This window comes from Anabaena subtropica FACHB-260 (assembly GCF_014697105.1).
Classification (GTDB): Bacteria; Cyanobacteriota; Cyanobacteriia; order Cyanobacteriales; family Nostocaceae; genus Trichormus; species Trichormus subtropicus.
In genome coordinates this window covers 140,738-162,886 of record NZ_JACJRF010000007.1, presented here as the reverse complement: position 1 = coordinate 162,886, position 22,149 = coordinate 140,738, and the positions used below count along the sequence as shown (strand labels likewise).

General features: G+C 40.1%; 15 protein-coding genes. 13 read left to right on the top strand and 2 right to left on the bottom strand.

Features of this window, described 5'->3' with window-relative positions:
- Window positions 1-10: 10 nt before the first annotated feature.
- The 12 genes from H6G18_RS06430 (at window position 11) to H6G18_RS06375 (ending at window position 18,216) form a co-directional block, all read left to right on the top strand.
- A complete protein-coding gene (locus H6G18_RS06430) occupies window positions 11-5,011 on the top strand; it encodes a beta strand repeat-containing protein (protein ID WP_190406259.1) in 5,001 nt (1,666 codons plus the stop codon).
- 42 nt (window positions 5,012-5,053) lie between these two features.
- Window positions 5,054-5,593, top strand: coding sequence for a CIS tube protein (locus H6G18_RS06425; RefSeq protein WP_190406258.1), 540 nt, complete (start codon window positions 5,054-5,056; stop codon window positions 5,591-5,593).
- Window positions 5,594-5,663: 70 nt separating this feature from the next.
- Window positions 5,664-7,403, top strand: a complete 1,740-nt coding sequence (locus tag H6G18_RS06420) for a VgrG-related protein (RefSeq protein WP_190406257.1) — start codon at window positions 5,664-5,666, stop codon at window positions 7,401-7,403.
- Window positions 7,404-7,450: 47 nt separating this feature from the next.
- Window positions 7,451-7,969, top strand: coding sequence for a PAAR domain-containing protein (locus H6G18_RS06415; protein WP_190406256.1), 519 nt, complete (start codon window positions 7,451-7,453; stop codon window positions 7,967-7,969).
- Between the two features lie 109 nt (window positions 7,970-8,078).
- Window positions 8,079-8,486, top strand: a complete 408-nt coding sequence (locus H6G18_RS06410) for a GPW/gp25 family protein (protein ID WP_190406255.1) — start codon at window positions 8,079-8,081, stop codon at window positions 8,484-8,486.
- A gap of 113 nt (window positions 8,487-8,599) precedes the next feature.
- The gene (locus H6G18_RS06405; RefSeq protein WP_190406254.1) at window positions 8,600-10,801 is read left to right on the top strand and encodes a putative baseplate assembly protein; all 2,202 of its coding nucleotides are present in this window, start codon (window positions 8,600-8,602) and stop codon (window positions 10,799-10,801) included.
- A 47-nt stretch (window positions 10,802-10,848) separates the two neighbouring features.
- Window positions 10,849-11,880 (top strand): phage tail protein, encoded by a 1,032-nt coding sequence (locus tag H6G18_RS06400; RefSeq protein WP_190406253.1) that lies wholly within the window; start codon window positions 10,849-10,851, stop codon window positions 11,878-11,880.
- Window positions 11,881-11,925: 45 nt separating this feature from the next.
- The gene (locus H6G18_RS06395) at window positions 11,926-13,125 is read left to right on the top strand and encodes a DUF4159 domain-containing protein (protein ID WP_190406252.1); all 1,200 of its coding nucleotides are present in this window, start codon (window positions 11,926-11,928) and stop codon (window positions 13,123-13,125) included.
- 3 nt (window positions 13,126-13,128) lie between these two features.
- On the top strand, window positions 13,129-15,132 hold the full coding sequence (locus H6G18_RS06390) for an ATP-binding protein (protein ID WP_190406251.1): 2,004 nt from the start codon (window positions 13,129-13,131) through the stop codon (window positions 15,130-15,132).
- A 93-nt stretch (window positions 15,133-15,225) separates the two neighbouring features.
- Window positions 15,226-16,197 (top strand): hypothetical protein, encoded by a 972-nt coding sequence (locus tag H6G18_RS06385; RefSeq protein WP_190406250.1) that lies wholly within the window; start codon window positions 15,226-15,228, stop codon window positions 16,195-16,197.
- A 145-nt stretch (window positions 16,198-16,342) separates the two neighbouring features.
- Window positions 16,343-17,110, top strand: coding sequence for a hypothetical protein (locus H6G18_RS06380; RefSeq protein ID WP_190406249.1), 768 nt, complete (start codon window positions 16,343-16,345; stop codon window positions 17,108-17,110).
- A 113-nt stretch (window positions 17,111-17,223) separates the two neighbouring features.
- The gene (locus H6G18_RS06375; protein ID WP_190406248.1) at window positions 17,224-18,216 is read left to right on the top strand and encodes a hypothetical protein; all 993 of its coding nucleotides are present in this window, start codon (window positions 17,224-17,226) and stop codon (window positions 18,214-18,216) included.
- 35 nt (window positions 18,217-18,251) lie between these two features.
- Here H6G18_RS06375 and H6G18_RS06370 read toward each other — a convergent pair whose 3' ends face one another.
- A complete protein-coding gene (locus H6G18_RS06370; protein WP_190406247.1) occupies window positions 18,252-19,202 on the bottom strand; it encodes a hypothetical protein in 951 nt (316 codons plus the stop codon).
- A 371-nt stretch (window positions 19,203-19,573) separates the two neighbouring features.
- Between H6G18_RS06370 and H6G18_RS24530 the strand changes: the two genes are divergently transcribed.
- Window positions 19,574-20,605, top strand: a complete 1,032-nt coding sequence (locus H6G18_RS24530; RefSeq protein ID WP_199311570.1) for an eCIS core domain-containing protein — start codon at window positions 19,574-19,576, stop codon at window positions 20,603-20,605.
- Window positions 20,606-20,862: 257 nt separating this feature from the next.
- On the opposite strand, the gene H6G18_RS06360 is transcribed toward H6G18_RS24530, so the two are convergent.
- Window positions 20,863-22,137, bottom strand: coding sequence for a DUF4255 domain-containing protein (locus tag H6G18_RS06360; RefSeq protein ID WP_190406246.1), 1,275 nt, complete (start codon window positions 22,135-22,137; stop codon window positions 20,863-20,865).
- Window positions 22,138-22,149: the final 12 nt, after the last annotated feature.

The following is a 22,149-nucleotide window of genomic DNA, read 5'->3' as shown; positions in this document are numbered from 1 at the left end:
AACAATCACTATGCAAATTATTCAACCTATGTTGGGAACACAAGTGAATAGACTTGGCTTAGGAGAATACTTATCTCAACCTAATAAACTTATTTGGCATGAGCAAAGTAGTTTTAATAAACTCATTGCAATTCATTCGCCTTTGGTCATATATTCCAATTTTTTACTACCTCGTAAATACGTATCACTACCAAATACAATAGTACATTGGAATAATTGGAATCATCAAACTAGCGAACCAGAAATGCCCTTATTTGATGAACCGGAACCCTTTAATACAGATTCACAAGAAAATACTGAATTAATTAAAAATAATATTAATAATATATTACAAATAGAACCCAAAAACGACAGTGATATTTCTAGCCAAATTGCAACAGAAATAAATTATCAATCTCAATTGCCAGATAAGCAACACAAAAAAGAGCAGCCAAAACCACAGAAAAAAAATCAATCTAAATCAAAATATTCAACTAAAAAATCAAGTAAATCATCTTTACCTAGCAAGCATAAATTTTCTGATATCATCACACCAAACACCAAAAGTATTCAACCAGAATTTCCAGAATTCATATCTGTACAAGATTCCAATATCACCACACCAAACACCACAATCATTCAACCAGCATTTTCAGAATCAGCAGCATCAATCACCGAAGAAGTTACCACAGATAACTTAGCAGTAACATCCTCTGACAATTCTGATATCGCCACACCAACCTCCACAGTCATTCAACCAGCATTTCCAGAATCAGCAGCATCAATCACCGAAGAAGTTACCACAGATAACTTAGCAGTAACATCCTCTGACAATTCTGATATCGCCACACCAACCTCCACAGTAACATCAACTGACAATTCTGATATCGCCACACCAAACGCCACAATCATTCAACCAGCATTTCCAGAATTCACATCTGACAATTCTGATATCACCACACCAAACTCAACAGTCATTCAATCAGCATTTCCAGAATCAGCAGTATCAACAACTAGAGCAGTTACCAAAGAGACCTTAGCAGTAACATCAACTGACAATTCTGATATCGCCACACCAAAATCCACAGTCATTCAACCAGCATTTCCAGAATTCACATCTGTACAAGATTCCGATGTCAGCACACCAAACGCCACAATCATTCAACCAGCATTTCCAGAATCAGCAGCACCAATCACCGAAGAATTTACCACATATAACTTAGCAATAACATCATCTAACAATTCTGATATCGCCACACCAAACGCAACAGTCATTCAACCAGCATTTCCAGAATCAGCAGCATCAATAACCGAAGAAGTTACCACAGATAACTTAGCAACAACATCATCTAACAATTCTGATATCGCCACACCAAACTCAACAATCATTCAACCAGCATTTTCAGAATTCATATCTGTACCAGATTCCGATATCACCACACCAAACTCAACAGTCATTCAACCAGCATTTCCAGAATCAGCAGCATCAATAACCGAAGAAGTTACCACAGATAACTTAGCAGTAACATCATCTGAGAATTCTGATATCGCCACACCAAAATCCACAGTCATTCAACCAGCATTTCCAGAATTCACATCTGTACAAAATTCCAATATCGCCACACCAAACTCCACAATCATTCAACCAGCATTTCCAGAATCAGCAGCACCAACAACTGGAGAATTTACCAAAGATAACTTAGCAGTAACATCATCTGACAATTCCGATATCGCCACACCAAACGCCACAATCATTCAATCAGCATTTCCAGAATCAGCAGCACCAACAACTGGAGAATTTACCAAAGATAACTTAGCAGTAACATCATCTGACAATTCCGATATCGCCACACCAAACGCCACAATCATTCAACCAGCATTTCCAGAATTCACATCTGTACAAGATTCCAATGTCGCCACACCAAACTCCACAATCATTCAACCAGCATTTCCAGAATCAGCAGCACCAACAACTGGAGAATTTACTACAGATAACTTAGCAGAAATACCGTCTAACAACTCTGATATCACCACACCAAACGCCACAATCATTCAACCAGCATTTCCAGAATCAGCAGCACCAATAACTGGAGAATTTACTACAGATAACTTAGCAGAAATACCGTCTAACAACTCTGATATCACCACACCAAACGCCACAATCATTCAACCAGCATTTCCAGAATCAGCAGCACCAATAACCGAAGAAGTTACCACAGATACCTTAGCAGTAACATCCTCTGACAATTCTGATATCGCCACACCAAACACCACAATCATTCAACCAGCATTTTCAGAATCAGCAGCATCAATAACCGAAGAAGTTACCACAGATAACTTAGCAGTAACATCATCTGATAATTCTGATATCGCCACACCAAAATCCACAGTCATTCAACCAGCATTTCCAGAATTCACATCTGTACAAGATTCCAATATCGCCACACCAAACTCCACAATCATTCAACCAGCATTTCCAGAATCAGCAACATCAATAACTAGGGAAGTTACCACAAATCACTTAGCAGTAACATCATCTGATAATTCTGATATCGCTACACCAAACTCCACAATCATTCAACCAGTATTTCCAGAATCAGCAACATCAATAACTAGGGAAGTTACCACAAATCACTTAGCAGTAACATCATTTGATAATTCTGATATCGCCACACCAAACTCAACAGTCATTCAACCAGCATTTCCAGAATCAGCAGCATCAACAACCGAAGAAGTTACCAAAGATACCTTAGCAGTAACATCGTCTGATAATTCCAACATCGCCATATCAAACTCAACAGTCATTAAACCAGCATTTCCAGAATTCACATCTGACAATTCTGATATCACTACACCAAACTCAACAGTGATTCAACCAGCATTTTCAGAATCAGCAGCATCAACAACTAGAGAATTTACCACAGATAACTTAGCAGAAATACCGTCTAACAACTCTGATATCGCCACACCAAACTCAACAATCATTCAATCAGCATTTACAGAATTCACATCTGGCAATTCTGATATCACCACGCCGAAATCAACAGTCATTCAATCAGCATTTCCAGAATCAGCAGCACCAACAACTGGAGAATTTACCAAAGATAACTTAGCAGTAATATCGTCTGACAATTCCGATATCACCACACCAAACTCAACAGTCATTCAACCAGCATTTCCAGAATCAGCAGCATCAACAACCGAAGAAGTTACCAAAGATACCTTAGCAGTAACATCGTCTGATAATTCCAACATCGCCACATCAAACTCAACAGTCATTAAACCAGCATTTCCAGAATTCACATCTGACAATTCTGATATCACTACACCAAACTCAACAGTGATTCAACCAGCATTTTCAGAATCAGCAGCATCAATCACCGAAGAATTTACCACAAATAACTTAGCAGTAACATCCTCTGACAATTCCGATATCACCACACCAAACTCAACAATCATTCAACCAGCATTTCCACAATCAGCAGTACCAATCACCGAAGAATTTACCACAGATAACTTAGCAGAAATACCGTCTAACAACTCTGATATCGCCACACCAAACGCCACAATTATTCAACCAGCATTTCCAGAATTCACCTCTGTACAAAATTTCGATATCACCAAACCAAACTCAACAATTATTCAATCAGTATTTCCAGAATTCACCTCTGTACAAGATTCCGATATCACCACACCAAACTCCACAGTCATTCAACCAGCATTTCCAGAATCAACCTCACCAATAACCGAAGAATTTACCACAAATAACTTAGCAGTAATATCATCTGACAATTCTGATATCGCCACACCAAACGCCACAATTATTCAACCAGCATTTCCAGAATTAGCAGCACCAATCACCGAAGAATTTACCACAAATAACTTAGCAGTAACATCCTTTGACAATTCCGATATCGCCACACCAAACTCCACAGTCATTCAACCAGCATTTCCAGAATTAGCAGCACCAATCACCGAAGAATTTACCACAAATAACTTAGCAGTAACATCCTCTGACAATTCCGATATCGCCACACCAAACTCCACAGTCATTCAACCAGAATTTTCAGAATCAACATTACCGAACAATAATGTTTTTAAGAATTTACCAGCACCTCAAGGTTTTGCTACAGGTGGACAGGTAACACAGTTAAATCTTGAAAATAATCAACGGATAGCACCTTCGGATACTGTAGCTGCTATGCTCACACCTGGAGAGTTTGTAATTAATGCAAGGGATGCACAAAGCAACCTTCCTCTTTTACACCATATTAATCAAGGTGGTAAAGCGGAGAATATCCTTCCCAACCTACAAACATCTACATCTAATTTTCAAAAAAAAGAAGAAACAAAATCTTTAGAAACATCACACAAACATGATTCTGTTTCAGAAATAAAATTACCACAAAAAAATGATGATAATCACTTATCTGATGTTGCTACTTCTTTCATTCCTTCTTCCTTGGGTCTGGATATTACAAAGCAAAGGTCTTCTATACTTAGTTCTCCATCTTTAAATAGGTTTGAAAATAAATCTACGGGTATAAGTAAACAATCTTCGCTGAATTACTCATCTTCTCCCATGATTTTCCGCAAAGCCAACTCTAGTTCTACTAGTAATACACCTCATGAAATACCTAATCAGTGGTCGAATATTGAAGAATTATTAAATGCCAATAATAAGGAATTTACTACTTTAAACTTTAGCAATGGAGAATCAAGTTTACAAAAGCCAGAATCTTCTTATTCCGTCAATTCTCAAGTTTCAAACTTAGTATCAGATTCTAAAATAGTTCCTACAAAAAACCTTCCATCACCTAAAGGCTTTGTTGCTGGTGGAGAAGTGAAAGCACCGGACATATCTACGGAAACCGCAGCAATAACTAAAACTATCAAAAGGCCTACTAATTCTGTAGATGATGATGAAAATGCCTTAGAAGCTTTAGCTCATGAAATTTATTTTCGGTTGAGACAAAAATTAGAAATTGAACGAGAACGTGAAGGCATTTATCTAGGTCGCTTACCTTGGTAAATATTAAATAAATCATGTTATTTTTTTAGGAGCAAATATTAAATGACAGTCCCAGCATTTTTTATTCCTCAAAAGCTACAACCACAACTTGAGAAAGCAAAACTTGTAGCTTACAATGGCGAAGCTGATGATATTGAGTTAATGTTTAATCCTACGGAAATTACTTTTTCTCGAACTGTTACTTGGCAGAAACATCGAGGTAATAGAGGAGAGAGTTTATTGCCTAAAGTCAATTTCTCAGGTGTAGAACCTTATCAGTTCACATTGAAGCAATTGCTTTTTGATACTTATGAAACTAAAGAATCAGTAATGAAATATATCAATATTATTAAGCAAGGTGTAGAACCTATTGATCAGTTAAAGGATGAACGTCCTCCTGTTTATATATTTACTTGGAAAGATGAATATTTTTATTGTGTAATGAATAGCCTATCTTACACCTTAACAATGTTTTTGACTGATGGTACACCAGTCAGAGCAATGGTAGATATTTCCTTAGAGGAAGTAGATCCTAATCATGTTACCAACGACAAACCACCTGCTCCCACTGGTAGTAATCGCCAGCAAGATGCTCGGATTTAATGAGCTAAAGAATATTTTCATTCTTCACAGACTCAGAGTTTGATATGTTGTAGTAGTTTGGTTTTAATGTATGTCCAAAAGTCTCTATTTATGTATACCAAAAGTAGAATTAGGGGGAACCCCTGCTTCTCCTGAGCTAATCAAAGATTTATTGCAAATTACTGTGGAAGAAAGTCTTCATCTACCAGCTATGTTTACCTTAGTAGTACACAATAGCTATCTTCCTACAAAAGAGGATGCGAATTATAAACCTTGGCGACATGAGAATTTATTTGAGATTGGTAAAAAGATCAAATTAGGTTTTATTTCTAGTACTACTCAAGCCGAAAAATTCAACAAAGAAAAAGAAGATTTTTTGATTGAAGGTGAAATTACAGCAATTGAAGTTCATTTTAATGAAAAATCTGAAGCACCGATTATTGTTCGTGGTTATGATATGTCCCATCGTCTTCACAGAGGTCGTCATAATCGGTCTTTTTTGAATGTCACAGATGATGATATTGTACGTAAAATTGCTCAAGAAGTAAGTATACAAGAAGGAAAAATAGACTCTACTGGTGAAGTACATGAGTATGTCTTCCAAGGAAACCAAACTAATATGGAGTTTTTGCGAGAGAGGGCTGCTCGTATTGGCTTTGAACTGTTTATTAAAGAAAATAAAATAAATTTTTGCAAACCAGAAGCTAAAGACGAAGAGGAAGTTCTAGAACTAAAATGGCTAGATAAAATCAGTAGCTTTAGTACTCGTGTTACCAGCGCAGAACAAGTAAGTGCTGTAGAAGTGCGTAGCTGGGACTATACTCAAAAAAAATTAATTACTTCGACAGCCACATCAGAAAGAGTGATTACTAATACAGGTAATCAGCTAGGAAGTAATAGTTGTAATAAATTTAATCTCTCACAACCACCTAAAATGACTGTTGTGGATAAACCAGTGTTCTGTGCTAAACAAGCTGAGACAATGGCCCAAGCTTTGTGCGATGAATTGGGTGGAGAATTTGTTTATGCAGATGCGAAAGCTGAGGGTAATCCCAAAATTCGCCCAGGAAAAACTGTGACCTTGGAAAATATGGGCGATCGCTTTACCGGTAAGTACTATATTACAGCAACACGCCATTTCTATACCCAGCGAGTTTACACCACAGATTTCAGTGTCCGGGGACTGCGCTCTAGTAATTTATTTACTACTGTTTCCTCACAAACACGCTTACAACCTGGTCAGACCTTTTTGGTAGGAATAGTCACCAATAATCAAGACCCCCAAGGATTGGGTCGAGTTAAAGTCAAATTTCCTACCCTCACAGAGGAACATGAAAGTTATTGGGCGAGAGTTGTCGCTTTAGGCGCAGCAAATCAACGAGGATTCGACTGTTTACCAGAAATAAATGATGAAGTTTTAGTTGGTTTTGAACATGGTGATATTCATCGACCTTATATTATTGGCGGTGTTTGGAATGGTCAAGACTCTCCACCGGAAAACGTCAAAGACACAGTAATGGGAGGGAAAGTCAGGCTACGAACTTTTAAAACACGTGTAGGACATAGTTTGCAATTTGTCGAAGAAGATAAAGCCAGTAGCAAAACAGGTATTTGTATCAAAACTAAAAATGGACACAAAATATATCTTAATGACAGCGAATCCTTTATAGAAATTATGACTGATGGCGGTCATAAAATTAAAATGAACGATACAGATAACTCTGTGTCAATGACATCTACAGGAAGTTTATCAATAGATGCTGTGGCAAATATTAATATTACAGCCGGGGGAGAAATTAACATTAACGGGCGTTTGATTCGTCTTAACTAGAAATTTAATTTGTATTCATCCTGATAACTGCAAGCAAGGAGATTGTTATGTCTCAAGGTAAACCAGCAGCAAGAATTACTGACTTTGTAGCCCACCCTTTACCACCAGTATTAACAGGAGGTCCAGGTAGCATGAATGTCTTGATTGGGTCTTTACCAGCATGGCGAGGTATACCCATAACAGCCGCAACAACTTTGCGGACAGCAAAAACAACTTCTGATGCCCTTGTTAAAGCTGCTGAAGCTGCATCAAAAGCTGCCTCCGGTACACCTGCTGCACCTGCTGCGATAGCGGCTGAACAAGCTACAAAAGCAACAGCCTCTATCACCATGAGTACTGCTATCAATGCTGCGGCAGCATCTCTTCCACCTAGTATGGCTGATATTCATATCTGTGCTACACCTTTGCCCGTACCGCCTCATGGGCCTGGTGTTGTCATTGACGGTAGCAAAACTGTACTCATTAACAACCTGCCTGCTTGTCGTGTGGGAGACAAAATTCTCGAAGCGTTAGGGCCGATGAATAGAATTACTAGAGGAGATTCTACTGTTTTAATTGGAGGTTAAAAATTATTAATGGTTACGCGAAGTGTAGTAAATTGAGGAATTTTTGAGATTGTTAATTGAGATTTTCTGGATGTGAATTCATAGTTTTAAGTAGCAAGGACTGCTGGAAATGTCAGATACTCAACAGAATGCTTATTTAGGGAAAGGTTGGGCTTTTCCACTGCAATTAAATTTGCAAGGGGGCATAAATTTTAGTAATGAAGAGCAGAAAGTTAAAGAGTCAATTTGGATTATCCTCCGCACTGGCGTTGGTGAACGAGTCTATCGACCTGATTTTGGTTCACGGTTATCAGAACTGGCATTTGCACCTTTAAATAGTGATACACTGCTGCGAATTCGTATTTATGTTTTAGAAGCATTAGAGAGTTGGGAACCAAGGATTATTATCAATGAAGTTCTCACAGAACCCGACCCGATTCGTGGCAGAGTTGACATTAATATCAAGTATCGGCTGAAGAAGTATTCTGATATTCATAATTTTGTTTATCCTTTTTATTTGCTAGCACCTGGAGAATAATTTGTAATTTGTAACTAGCATAGATTGGCAAAAATTTAATTCCAATTTTCTCAAACAGGATTATAGATTTAAACTCGTGTTTCTTAATTTTTAATTTGTCTATTGGTGTAACTGTGAACTTCGATTTTTTACCTAAATTACCTACTTCCAACTTAGACGATCGCACCTTTGATGATCTGGTGGAAGAGTGTATTATGCGTATCCCGCGCTACTGCCCAGAATGGACAGACCATAACCTCAGTGACCCAGGAATTACCCTAATTGAATTATTTGCTTGGTTAACTGACCAGATGTTACTGAGATTTAACCAAGTACCGCGTAAAAATTATGTTGCTTTTCTAGAATTATTAGGTATTCGTCTCCAACCCCCCGCCCCAGCACACACAGAATTAACTTTTTATTTAAGTTCCGATTTACCAGAAACTTACACAATTCCCGTAGGTATCGAAGTCTCTACTGTGCGAACAGAGACTACACAAGCTATTACTTTTAGTACAGACCGCCCTTTAATTATCAGCAAACCCCGTCTTCAGTACATCTTAAATGCTCAATCTGTGGAAGAAATTCCCCAATCTCTGAGAGAAAGATTCACAAGTACTTGGGATCGTCAGTCTGATGGCTACTGGGAAGGTAGCGAACAATCAGTATTTGAGGAAGAACCCCAGCCTGGTAACTGTTTTTACTTAGTGATCAATTCTAGTGATCCTCTTGATGGCAATGTTATTGAAATCATCTTCCAAGGAGCTACGGCTACCCCTACTGGTATTAACCCCAATCAGCCACCACGACATTGGGAAGCCTGGGACGGAGAATGTTGGCAACCAGTTTTATACCAAGAAGTAGACGATAAAACACGGGGCTTCAGCTTTTATGAAATCGCCCAACAAGGAGGAAATCCCGCCCAAGGAGCAGAAGTCCGCCTACATTTACCTCAAATTTGGCCGGAAACAAATTTTACTGCTTATCGTGGGCGTTGGCTGCGTTGCGTCTTGACACCCTTAGATAACAATCAATCAGGTTACAACCGTCCACCACGCATTACTGGTTTAGGTGTGCGGTCAGTTGGCGGTACAGTACGGGCTAGTCAGAGTAGCCTAATTCAAGATGAACGTTTGGGAATCAGTAATGGTAAGCCAGGACAGACCTTCCAATTACAGCAATCACCGATTTTAGAACGCCGAGAAAATGAGTACATCATCGTCATTCCCCCTGGTGGTTTACCGCAAAGATGGCAAGAGGTGAGAGATTTTGCCGACTCTGGGGCGCAAAACCTACATTACACCATCGATTCCATCACAGGTACAGTCCAATTTGGCCCCCTAACTCGTGAACCCAGCCAACTCAAACGCGAAACACTAATTCGCTCCCAAATACAGCAAGCCAGATATGAACAAACTTTTGTGCAAGTTAGCGATTTAGAAAATCAGACTTTAGAACATCAATACGGCGCAGTTCCCCCTCGTGGTTCAGAAATTAGAATGGTTACTTATCGTACAGGGGGAGGTAGACAGGGTAATGTTCAAAGCGGCGCACTCCAGTTTTTGAAATCTGCGGTTCCCTATGTAGCTAACGTCATCAATCATAAATCAGCGATTAATGGTGCAGATGCTGAGTCACTAGAACAAGCAGCTATCAAAGCTCCCAGGATTTTACGCACCCGTGACCGCGCAGTTACAGCCGAAGACTTTGAAATTTTAACTCAACAAGGTGGTGCAGGTGCGATCGCTCGCGTTCGTTGTTTACCTGCAAATACCAACAGACAAGCTGGTACAGTTGGTTTACTCATCGTTCCTCAAGCCAATACAGATGCAATTACCCAAGGACAAGGTATAGCCCCAGAACAGTTTGCCCTCAGCCCTGCTCTCCAAGAGCAAGTTCTCCACTACTTAGACGAAAGACGGTTGTTAGGTGTACAAATACAATTGCAAGAACCAGAATACGTAGGTGTGTCTGTACAGACCGAAATAGCCCTAGAACCTGCCTATGATAATCCTTTTGCCCAGCAAGAAATCCTGCTTAATTTAAGAGTTGCCCTGTATAAATATTTAAATCCCTTAACGGGAGGCACAGATGGTAAAGGCTGGCCTTTTGGGCGACCAGTTTACACATCAGATATTGTGGCATTATTGCAACAAGCTCCGGGTGTACGTTTTCTCGGTGCAGTCCTCCTATTTCCTATCCGCAAACAAGGCGATACATGGAGACGGCAATCTTCACCAGAACCCCTAATTGACCCAGGAATCGAAGGATTAGTCTGTTCTTGGTCTGATAATAATCTGCGTTCCGGTCATGTAATCAATATTGTCAATCGATAAAAAGGGAGGGTTCTCCCCTGGCTCTTACTTAAAAAAGGTATCGTGCTATGGTTCAAAGTCGTTCTACCCCTGCTGTCAAAATTGATTTAACTCCCATGCAAATACCGGAGGCAGTACCAGAAGCAGGTTTGGCAGCATTTACAATGGCGGAAGGCGTAAATGTCACTGGACACAGTTTACTATTACATCCTGGGCAGCCAAGCGAGATGGTAGTGCAGATCAAAAATTTGCAACAACGTCCCTTGCGGTTGAATTTGAGAGTTGAAGGAGATTTTCCGGCTGAATGGTATCGAATTGGGACAGAAGGTAACGAAATTGCCCCTGGAGAACAGATGCAGGCCGTGGTTTATTTCCAAATACCTGTAACATTTTTTGAAGATCAGCAAGCGATCGCCCCAGGAAAAAAAGATAAATTAACTCTTAACTACCACAACTTTATTGTCATACATCTAGACCCAGGTACAGACGACGAACACATTGAGAAAAGCGACCCATTTGGCTTATATATCCGCCCTTGGTCTGTTTACATGGAATTTCTGCCCATCCTCTATCGAGAAGTAGACTTTATTGGTCGCTTCATGAAAATATTTGAGCAGACCTATCAACCAGTCGTAGACAGTTTCAATATCATGTGGGCTAACCTAGACCCCTTAACAGCACCACAAGCCCTATTACCATTCTTAGCTCATTGGGTAGCTTGGCCAATAGATTCTGGGTGGGATTTAAACCAACAGCGTCGTTTAATTCGCCGTGCAGTAGAACTCTATCGCTGGCGAGGAACCCGTAAAGGATTACGTCTTTATTTACATCTTTATACAGGATTACCTTTAGACGAAAATTTACCCAACGAAGCAGATAAACACATCAGTATCACAGAACCTTTTGGCAAAAGTTTTATCATCGGTGAAGCTGAACTAGGCAATGCAGTCCTAGCAGGTGGAAAAGCATACCACTTCGTCGTGCGCTTACGACCAGAAGTTCCTAATACCATACACGAGCAATTAATTAGACGCATCATAGAACAAGAAAAACCAGCCTTTTGTACTTATGAATTAACTATAGAAAATCCTCACAGCTAAAACCTAGCCCAAATTACGAATTATAAATTTCTCTTACAAAAAATAATGTCCCACCCATTCCCCCCACCAGAAATTAAACCATTTGAACGCCTACAAGCCTCCGATGGCTTATTAATAAATGCTGAACGCTGGAGTAAGGCCCATGATTACCATCGGTTGCGGCAAAATACCCATTATCAATGTTTAAATCAACCAGGAATTGTTTGCGGTTTAGGCGTTAGAGATATTCCTGCACCCAGTAAAGTTGAAGCCAAATATAGAGATGGGCGCTGGGTACAAATTCAGCCAGGAATTGCTATTGATTTAGCTGGAAATCTCATTGTTGTACCCACAGCTTATGATTTTCCCATTGATTTAGAAGTAGCCAGTTCTGAGCCAATTATGGTCTATTTAGTAGTGAGCTATATAGACCCAGATGAATTGCGACGTACACAGCAAAGAGATATCGTTCAAGAAGCTTATCGGTTTGACCAAAGGAACTCTACACCTAATATCTCAGAAATAGAAATTTGCCGCATTCTTCTACAACCAGGACAGAAAACAATTGCCCAACCTGCTGATGTTTTTTTTCCTGGTTATAACAATATAGATTTACGTTATCGTCGTCAGGCACAAGCACGCCCCCAAGCAATTGTGAGGATAGCGCAAGTAAATCATAGCGATGCCGAATGCGCCCGGAATTTTTTCAATCTTTCCTATTTGTTGCAATCGGTAGAACCTTTATACCTTTATTTGCGCGGTAATGATGAACCAGGACAGGTTAGTTTAGCCGAAAATATTCAAGAATATGATTTACTTTATCTGACTGGACAGCAGGCATTATCTTTAAATAGTCTCGAACTTGATTATTTGAAAAAATATTTAAATACTGGAGGAATACTTTTAGTTGATGCCCCAGCAGACGCTAATGGATTAATAGATAGTACTCGTGCTTTAGCAGAACAGTTAGAAAATCCCTTAAAACCTTTAGGAGAGTTACGCCGTGACCATCCTTTAAGAACAAGACCTTTTCTATTTGCTGCCTTACCAATAGTTAATCAACGACAAATAGAAATATTAACTGGTGGAGGAATTATTTTAATAATTGGAGATTTAGCAACAGCTTGGGGATTAGATAGAGAACTAACCTTACCCAGACTAGTGATTCGTACAGCCCAAGAATTAGGAATTAATATTCTTTCCTTTGCGTGGAGAAGAAGACAGTTAATCGGTTTGCAACAAGAGGATAACACTGGGCAGTGGTAAACCATGAACGCAACAACTAACAATGGTGAGGCTAACAATCTTACCTATTTAATCACAGCGATCGCTAAAATCCGCAAGACTTTGTTGCAACACGCCGACCCAAGTTTACTGGAGGATTTTATCGATGAAGAAATCCCAACTTCCGAAAATCCATTAGAAAGTTTAGATTCATCTCCTGAAGCAAACCGCTTAGAACGGCTTTGCACCATTTTTCAGTTAAGTGAATTTGAAAGCAATCTACTATTGCTGTGTGCAGGTGTAGAACTAGATGCCAGTTTTGGCGTGCTTTGTGCTGCGGCTTGTGGAAATGAACAACGCACTTATGCCACCTTTGGCTTGGCGATGACATTGCTAGACGGTCTGCATTGGAGTGCCTTTACTCCTGCCGGTTCTCTGCGGCGGTGGCGGTTAATTGAAGTCGGTTCCGGTAGTGAACTCATGACCAGCCCACTACGAATAGATGAGCGCATCTTGCATTATTTAAATGGTGTGCAGCATCTTGATGAACGTCTGTTAGGCATAGTAGAACCTGTGGCAGTTACAGATAAATTGGTAACATCTCAATGGCAGTTAATGGAAAAAATGGTTGCTGCTTGGTGGGTGGAAATCCATGATTTTTTAAAGTTACCAATACTACAACTATGTGGGAATGAAGTAGCTAGTAAACGACCAATAGCTGCTGTAGCTTGCCAGTACTTAGGGTTGAACCTATATACAATTGCTGCCCACAACATACCCACAAACCCCGCAGATTTAAATAAGTTTAAGCTACTTTGGGAACGGGAAGTGGCATTAACAAGTAGCGTGCTGTTGATTGATTGTGATGACTTGGAGACAGCAGACACCGCCAGAGAAGGAGCCATTACCTACCTGTGCGAATTCCTCCGTTCTCCTGTAATTATTGCTACTATAGAACGCAAGCGATCGCGTTTACGACCCCTGTTAGTTTTTGATATTGAACGCCCGACAACCAAAGAACAGTACACTCTTTGGGAGACAGCTTTGGGAACCACTACCGAATCGATGAATGTTCAGATTGATCATTTAGTCTCACAATTTAACCTCAGTGTACCCGTAATTCAGGCTGCTTGTTCCCAAGTCCGCGTTCAATGGCAACAAGTACAGGAAACTCAAATAGAAGCCAAATTTCATGATCTTCTTTGGGATAGTTGCCGCGCCCAAGCCCGCCCCAAATTGGATGATTTAGCACAAAGAATCGATTCCATCGCTGACTGGGGAGATTTAGTTTTACCAGAGGCGCAAATTCAAGTTTTGAGAGATGTTGCCACCCATGTCAAGCAACGGGCTAAAGTCTACGACCTCTGGGGTTTTGGCAGCAAAAGTAACCGAGGACTAGGTATTAGTGCTTTATTTGCTGGTTTAAGCGGTACGGGTAAGACAATGGCAGCAGAAGTGTTAGCCCAGGAGTTACGCCTAGATTTATACCGTATTGATTTAAGTGCGGTGGTGAGTAAGTATATCGGGGAGACAGAAAAGAATCTAGGACGGGTATTTGATGCCGCAGAATTGGGGGGAGTAATATTACTATTTGATGAAGCCGATGCTTTATTTGGTAAGCGTACCGAAGTCAAAGATTCCCATGACCGCCATGCCAATGTGGAGGTCAGTTATCTATTGCAACGCATGGAAAGTTATCGCGGACTTTCGGTACTGACAACTAACTTAAAGAGTTCCTTAGATCAAGCTTTTCTGCGCCGTATCCGCTTTGTTGTCCAGTTCCCGTTCCCAGACTCTATTCAACGAGCAGAAATTTGGCGCCGGATTTTCCCCAAAGCAACACCCACACAAGGTTTAGAGCCGCAGAAGTTGGGACAGTTGAATGTTGCGGGTGGAAATATTCGCAGTATTGCCTTAAATGCAGCGTTTTTGGCGGCTGATGCCGGGGAAGTGGTGATGATGCAGCATCTCTTGCAAGCAGCTAAGAGTGAGTATATCAAGTTAGAACGCACACTTACGGATACTGAGATTAAAGGCTGGGTTGAGTAGATGGTGTGCATTTTAATAGATAATTTGAGTTATGTAGCTTCCGTTTAATGTGGAAATAAAAGATTATTTTTTAACTCCAATCAAGGTAGTCCTATGATTAGCCGCCCCCGCATTCCCAATCGTACTGCCAGAAAAGAAACTCTAGATTCATCAAGCGCTTCAACTCAGGGAATGTTTGAGCCGCGATCGTTTGTGGTGCAGGCACAAAGGGAAAAAAATTCACAACAACCTGATATTAAGACATCATTAGTACAGGCTGAACGTTATGGGCATCACATCAGTAAAATACCGCCTACAGGCTGTTCAGCTTCAACAGTAATACAGCAGCAGCCTAATCTCATGGCATCTGACAAGCGGGCAGAGCAATATGGTCATTCTACAGATGTTTTAGTTGAGCCAGTACCAATGGCAGCCATCAAAGCACCAGTTCAATTGACAAAGCCCAAAACATTAAGACGAGAAGACGATTTTTTAACTGAACATCAGTTTCAGAAAAATGGCAAAACAAATAAGAAATCCTACATATCTATGGAAGAAAATGATAGAGGAAGCATTATACCAGCCAATTTAACAGGAAATGCAAGTATTTACGACCATATACAAGGAGGTATAGACCAAAAAGCGAAAAGTCCATTTACATCTTTCTCTCCTGGCGAACACAAAGGTGCAAAACCTTATGGAAAGTACGAAGTAGAAGTCAATTTAGATACTTTAAAAAAAGATGCAGATAAATTAGGTGTTAAAGTTCATGATAATTCTCAAATTCAAAAACATATTCAAGAGGATATACACAAACGGACTAAGCATAAAGTAGAAGGTGTCATACCACATAAAGACATTGATAGTTATGTACAAGGGCAAAAATTAAGTAAAAACAAGCAAAAACCATTAACAAATAGGTTGCAAGCTCTTGCCAATACACATAGAGACCAAGAAGTACTAGTAGAGGGAAAGATACCTAGTCAATATGTCCGTAGAATTGGTCTAAGAATGGATGAATATTCTAAATTAAAACAAGAATTGGCACAGAAGGTGGAAGGCAGAAATAAGAGACTTAAAAATTAGAAAATAATCTAATATATCCTGTTGTATATGTATCTTGCAGGCATAAACTCTTCTAAACGGCCATTTGATGCACAAAACCTTTCTGGTAAGCAAGGTACTAAAAAACAAAAAATCTAAAGTATCCACTGCTATTCAGGGTATTTCTATGCAAAGCCGGCTCAACACCCCAAATAAGAAATTACAAAAAGAAACATCTGCTTTCTCAACTAATCCAAATCAGGGAATGTTTGAGTCGCGCTCTTTTGTGGTGCAGTCGAAAGAGTCTATGAGTAATCAACCTGACTTGAAGACATCTTTGATGCAGGCAAAAAAATATGGACATAACCTCGGTCAAATAGTATTTACAAACGTTTCCAACCCGGAAGTAATTCAGCAAAAGTGTGCCAGGGAAATACCGGAAAATAAGACATCATCCATAGAACCAATACAAGCAGCAAATCCTGATAAGAGAAAAAACAGAAGAATAGATTATCCTACCTGGAGTCTAGATCAAATGGCGGAAAAAGCACACAACGAAAATCGAACTCCAAAGTATGCCAGACATTCTACAACTGCGGTGGGTATCCCTATTACGCATACAGGCTTCGGCGTACCTACCATATCTCAACAGCGCGGTAATAATAAAACAGTTAATGATTTAAAGGAACAGTTCAGTGAAAGAGGTTTACAAGAACCCCAGATTGTAACTAACCTGGATAGCGGACAACACGCAGATCCATTTGCAGTTTATAATGCCTTTGCTGGCGATTTTGAAAATACTGATGACTTAGCACTATCTGTGCTGCTTGGTGTAAGCAAAGGTCGCTGTAATGATTGCAATGATGCTATTAGCGATTTCCCAATAGTGATGGATAAGGACTATACCCTTGGAAAATCAACTAAGAAATGGAAACACGGGAGGCGAGAAGATTAACTATTTCTGTTAATTATTTATATTTTGTAAAATAAAATACTCATCACCTTATTTTGCAACAGTCTCTGAATCTAAATAAATTAACTTTTTTATGTCCAAGTGAGGATATTCCTATGCCAAGCCGACTCTATACAGAAACAAAAAATACTAGGAAATATCCATCGGCTTTCTCCCATGCTTCTTCGCGTAGGGAAATATTTCAGTCGCGTCCATTTGTGGTGCAATCAAAACAAACTAAATTAAACCAACCGAATTTAAAAACATCTTTGATGCAGGCAGAAAAATACGGGCATCACCTCAATCAGACACACCCTACTAATTTTGTAGATACGACAGTAGTACAGCAAAAAAAAGCTTTTGGCAGTAATAATAGTCCCATAATTCAAATGGCTAGTCCAAAAGCTGATGCCGCAGCCAAGCAGAAATTAGGACCTGTCCCTGGCACATTTTCCCTTCCTGATAAACCCAGTAGCTATCCTGGTACTTATGCAGGACAATTTAATCGTCATAAACTAACACCCAGTGGTCAATCTGTAGAGGTGGATCACATGACACCAGATTCTTTACATCAACCTTTGGGACAAGGACGTAAAACTAGTCCAGGGACTAAGTTGTCAAGACGCTTACCCACAGCCGCCATATCTAAATTGCTACACCGCCGTAAGAATACCACTGATTCTGGAAAGGAAGTAGAACATCAACGAGCATATCTGTTACACGCACATCATGGTATGGTTCCTTTTGCTGGGCGGATGGAATCACAGCAGGACTATTATGGTGCAGCAATGGAACTTGATTTGCGCCACACTTTTGGCAGGCGTGCAGTATTCGGTGAACCCAGTCTCCATGATCCTAGACCAGTAAAACCAACTCAGCAAGGCGTAGTACCATTTGGAGATTTAAGTTGGTCAGTAGAGAGAATGAATGAAATGTATGCTGAAGCAGCACGCCAAGGTCGTATTCAGCCTGAAAACGCAAAACATTTACAATCAGTAGCCCAAGAAGAATTACAGACAGTCAAAGGTCAATACCCAAAATCTGATGTGAGACCTGATAAGCCTTCATTGCCCAATAATCCAAAACCAGCAAACCGCCAACGACGTTGATCAACTAAACATTATTAGAATAATTGCTGATCAAACTACTGCGCCTCTTGTAAAATCAAACGTTCTCCACCTTGTTTAGCAACAATATCAGGGTCTAAATTAAATGTCCCTCTTACCTGTTCTAGTACTTGTTTATCACCATCAATTACTTGCTCTCGAAGCATTTCTGCGGCATTTTTCAACTTAGTTCGCTGCTTATTATCTTCCATCTTTCCATTTTCTGATTTAGCAGATTTGCCTCCATCAACCTTGGTCACAGCACGTTGAATAGTCACAAAGGATTTGCTATCACTCAAGGTATTCATCGCCTCTTTCTTGGCTAAATATTGATTACGTTCTCCTAATTTCTTTCTGGCAACATTTTTATCGTCATAAGCAGAAGGAGGAGGAATCAGGTTTTTTTGTGCTGGGATTTGAGCAGATGTTGAATCTTTTTGAGTCTGCTGATTTTTTGTCAACATTCTCTCAACTTCTGGGTCGGGAGGCTCTAATGGTTCTGCTTCTTCTGTTGCTTCTGTTCCTGATAATTTAATGGCTGGGGGTGATGTCAAACGTTCATGTGAACTTTGTTTCTTATCTTTATCTGTTGATATTGAAGTTTTTGCTTCACTATTAGTTCTATTTCTCTGGTTTTCAGCACGGTCCTTTTCTGACTGCTGATTTTGATGATTACTCTTGAGCCTATTTATAACACTGGCAACTAGATTAATATTTAAATTTATATCCGGGTTTAATTTATCTTTTTCCTCTTCTTCTGCGGATAGCATTTGCACAGGAGTTGTATTTACAAGACATCCAGGTTGAATTTGATCGATGTGATGACCGTAACGTTCTGCACGGCTGAGAGAAGTTCTTAAATCTGGCTGCTGTAAATTTCTTGCCATTTGTGCTTGTAAAACAAATGGACGCGACTGCAACATTCCCCAATCTGGAGTGTTTGAGGAATTCCATGTTTTTTTATTTTTATTTTTGTTTTGTGCGTACACTCTTCTAGGCATAGAAATACTTTAAATTCGTTAAGAAAAATTAATAACTAAATAAAAAATTGGCCTGTGGGATGGGTGTCCGTACCTGTTCAATATTCTCTGTCGGCGAAAATTACACCAGACAAATTAGTAATTTTATTTTTGAAAATTCCTTTAAACTTATAGCACTTACGTTAATAAACAAGTCTAGACAAAATAACTTTTAAACTCAATCAAAGTTATAATTTTAACATTTGATTCAAAACTACTGTATACCATCTATCGTTATATTTTTCACAATTCCACACTTGGTAGATAAGTATCTACAGTTGCAGAAATTATACTGCCTATTATCCATTAAATTAGTTTCCAACTATACGGAGCATTGAGCCATGAATACACAAACACGCATTCAGAAAAAGTCTCAAGCAGCCAAGCACTCTTTGGATTCAGGCGATCGCTTTGAAAGTCGTGATTTCTCAGTGCAAGCCAAGTCAGACAGTCAAAAGTCAGACTTAAAGACTCAACTAAAGCAGGCAAAACGCTTTGGTCACGATATTAGTCAAATGAAGTCAGAGCAAACCTCTCAAGGCTCAAAATCAGGCGACTCTAGTCAAAAAACAGCATCCTCAGGCTCTAAAAACTCCTTGCCTGCACCAGTTAAGGCAAAAATGGAAAACTCTTTCGGCACTAGCTTTGCTGATGTCAACATTCATACTGACAGTGTGCAAGCTAAATCGATGGGAGCTTTAGCCTTTACCCAAGGAAATAATGTTCACTTTGCACCAGGACAATATAATCCCCAAAATTCATCAGGACAAGCCCTATTAGGACACGAGCTAACCCATGTGGTACAGCAACGAGCCGGAAGAGTGCCAGTACCACAGCAAAGTAAGGGCGCTCCTATCAATGCTGATACCAATTTAGAAGCAGAGGCAGATCAAATCGGAGCGCAGGCAGCCAGAGGTGAGCAAGTTCAAGTTCCTGGTTCAGGCAGTAACTTGATGGCAAATAGTGCGCCACCGGTTCAGAACAGCACCGAACCCGTTCAATGCTTCTTGCCATTGTTAATGGGCGGATTGGGAATGTTAGGTAGTCTCGGTGGCGGCGGTGGCGGCGGTGGCGGCGGCGGTGGTTTATCCGATATAGGTGGGGCAGTAGGCTCTGCCTTTGGCCCTCTTGGAGGAATGGCTGGTGGCTTAATCGGTGGCGTGGCTGACAGTTTCTTGGGCGGTGGTCAAGAAGAAGCTGGTGCTGGTGGCGGTATGGGTTCAGCCTTAGGTCCTCTTGGAGAAGTGGCTGGTGGCTTAATGGGTGGTATGGCTGGTGGCTTAATGGGTGGTGGACAACAGCCAGGTGCTGCTCCTGGGGGCGGACAACAGCCAGGTGCTGCTCCTGGGGGCGGACGTAAGCGCAAACCATAACTTTTAGATAAGATTGCTATGGTTCAGCACAATCTATCGTTACCTCAATATAGGAATCCTATTTGATTATTGAAAAAATCTCAGTATTTGTAGGGTGAATATTGCCCAGCAAAACCATGATACGGTGGGCAATCCCCAACGCCACTTGCTACCCTGCGGGAACGCTAAGAGCGAATAAGTCGGGAAACCCTTCCAAGGCAGTGGCTCCCCTACGTTTATTTCAGAAATCAAGTATGAGTCCTATAGTAGATTGTTAATTACTGAATTAATACCTGGGGAGAATCATACTCTCCAGTTTGATTTCTATACAACAAACTTTCTGCTCCATCTACTCGCACCCTTACTAGATAGCTTCCTGGCTTCACTTTTTTGATAGGAATCATGATATTGTTGGTATCCTCATTACGATTTTCAACAGCAAACGAGTATGTTGCTGGATTATCTTTTGATATTTCATTCAACAATAAAATTACTCGTTGCTCCTTACCAACTTTGGGATTACATTGAACGCTGATTGCTGCTGAACATAAATTATCCTCATCTTTTTGTAATTGAGCAACTGAGGCTGTAATTTTTGGATGTAGCACAAAAGGCACTACATTTGATTCCTGTAGATTTTGAATTTGTCCTGTGCTTTCGATCATCAAATGTACAACTTGCACACTCTGCACGCCAGAGAGCAAGTCAGGCGGTACTAGCAAGCTTACTTGGATTTCTTGAACATCAAAAGGGGCAAATAATTTTTCTGTGTTACCCAGGCGGATCTTTGTAAAATCACCGCGCAACCCTTGACCCCGAATTATTAATGTACTGCCTACAATAATTTTTTGTTCTAGTTCTGCTGGAGCTATAACTTCCTTAATATGTGGTTGAAATAAAGGTATTAAGTAAGAACTTTTAGATGGATAAAATTCGTTACCATCAATTAATACCATTGAAACTTCATAGGTAGCAGAAGGTCGATAGTTTGTTTGTAAAGCAGACCAGATTTTAGATGTCTCTTCCAATTTAAATAATTCTGGACTAATTTTGATTTGACCAATTTGCTCTGCTAAATCCGATATGGGGACACCCGCCAGAGCTTGGGAAAAAACGTTAGCAGTACTCGTTCCCAAGGAATTTTTCAAAGCATTTTCAATAATTGCTGATGTAATTATTGGTGATTTATGCAATAGTTGCATCGCATAACCCAGCAAAATTTCCGCTTGAAAATCTTTTGGCCCGTAGGCTGTAAGTAAGTAGTGAAGATTTAAAGCTAGTGGGGGATTTGTAGAAGATGGATGGGGATTTATGCGTGAGAATCGATTGCGAGATTCTTGAGATATCCAATCAACATTACGGTTTTGTGTAAATTGATACAAAAAAAGATTGAGTTGAGCGCGTTCGTCTGTTCCAACTTGAATTTTATCTGGGGGAAGTGCAGTAACCAGCACATCGCCAATACTAGAGGCGATCGCATCACTAACTAGACCATTCTCCAGTAAATACTTAATCACTGCTGTAACGGCGGCTATAGAAAGCGCATTACTCATCCTCATTCCTCA

Excerpts from the sequence above, each read along its gene's own strand:
- H6G18_RS06420 (WP_190406257.1), top strand. The coding sequence starts at position 5,664 with ATGTCCAAAAGTCTCTATTTATGTATACCAAAAGTAGAATTAGGGGGA.
- H6G18_RS06400 (WP_190406253.1), top strand. The coding sequence starts at position 10,849 with ATGGTTCAAAGTCGTTCTACCCCTGCTGTCAAAATTGATTTAACTCCC.
- H6G18_RS06380 (WP_190406249.1), top strand. The coding sequence starts at position 16,343 with ATGCAAAGCCGGCTCAACACCCCAAATAAGAAATTACAAAAAGAAACA.
- H6G18_RS06395 (WP_190406252.1), top strand. The coding sequence starts at position 11,926 with ATGTCCCACCCATTCCCCCCACCAGAAATTAAACCATTTGAACGCCTA.
- H6G18_RS06410 (WP_190406255.1), top strand. The coding sequence starts at position 8,079 with ATGTCAGATACTCAACAGAATGCTTATTTAGGGAAAGGTTGGGCTTTT.
- H6G18_RS06375 (WP_190406248.1), top strand. The coding sequence starts at position 17,224 with ATGCCAAGCCGACTCTATACAGAAACAAAAAATACTAGGAAATATCCA.
- H6G18_RS06415 (WP_190406256.1), top strand. The coding sequence starts at position 7,451 with ATGTCTCAAGGTAAACCAGCAGCAAGAATTACTGACTTTGTAGCCCAC.
- H6G18_RS24530 (WP_199311570.1), top strand. The coding sequence starts at position 19,574 with ATGAATACACAAACACGCATTCAGAAAAAGTCTCAAGCAGCCAAGCAC.
- H6G18_RS06390 (WP_190406251.1), top strand. The coding sequence starts at position 13,129 with ATGAACGCAACAACTAACAATGGTGAGGCTAACAATCTTACCTATTTA.
- H6G18_RS06430 (WP_190406259.1), top strand. The coding sequence starts at position 11 with ATGCAAATTATTCAACCTATGTTGGGAACACAAGTGAATAGACTTGGC.
- H6G18_RS06385 (WP_190406250.1), top strand. The coding sequence starts at position 15,226 with ATGATTAGCCGCCCCCGCATTCCCAATCGTACTGCCAGAAAAGAAACT.
- H6G18_RS06425 (WP_190406258.1), top strand. The coding sequence starts at position 5,054 with ATGACAGTCCCAGCATTTTTTATTCCTCAAAAGCTACAACCACAACTT.
- H6G18_RS06360 (WP_190406246.1), bottom strand. The coding sequence starts at position 22,137 with ATGAGTAATGCGCTTTCTATAGCCGCCGTTACAGCAGTGATTAAGTAT.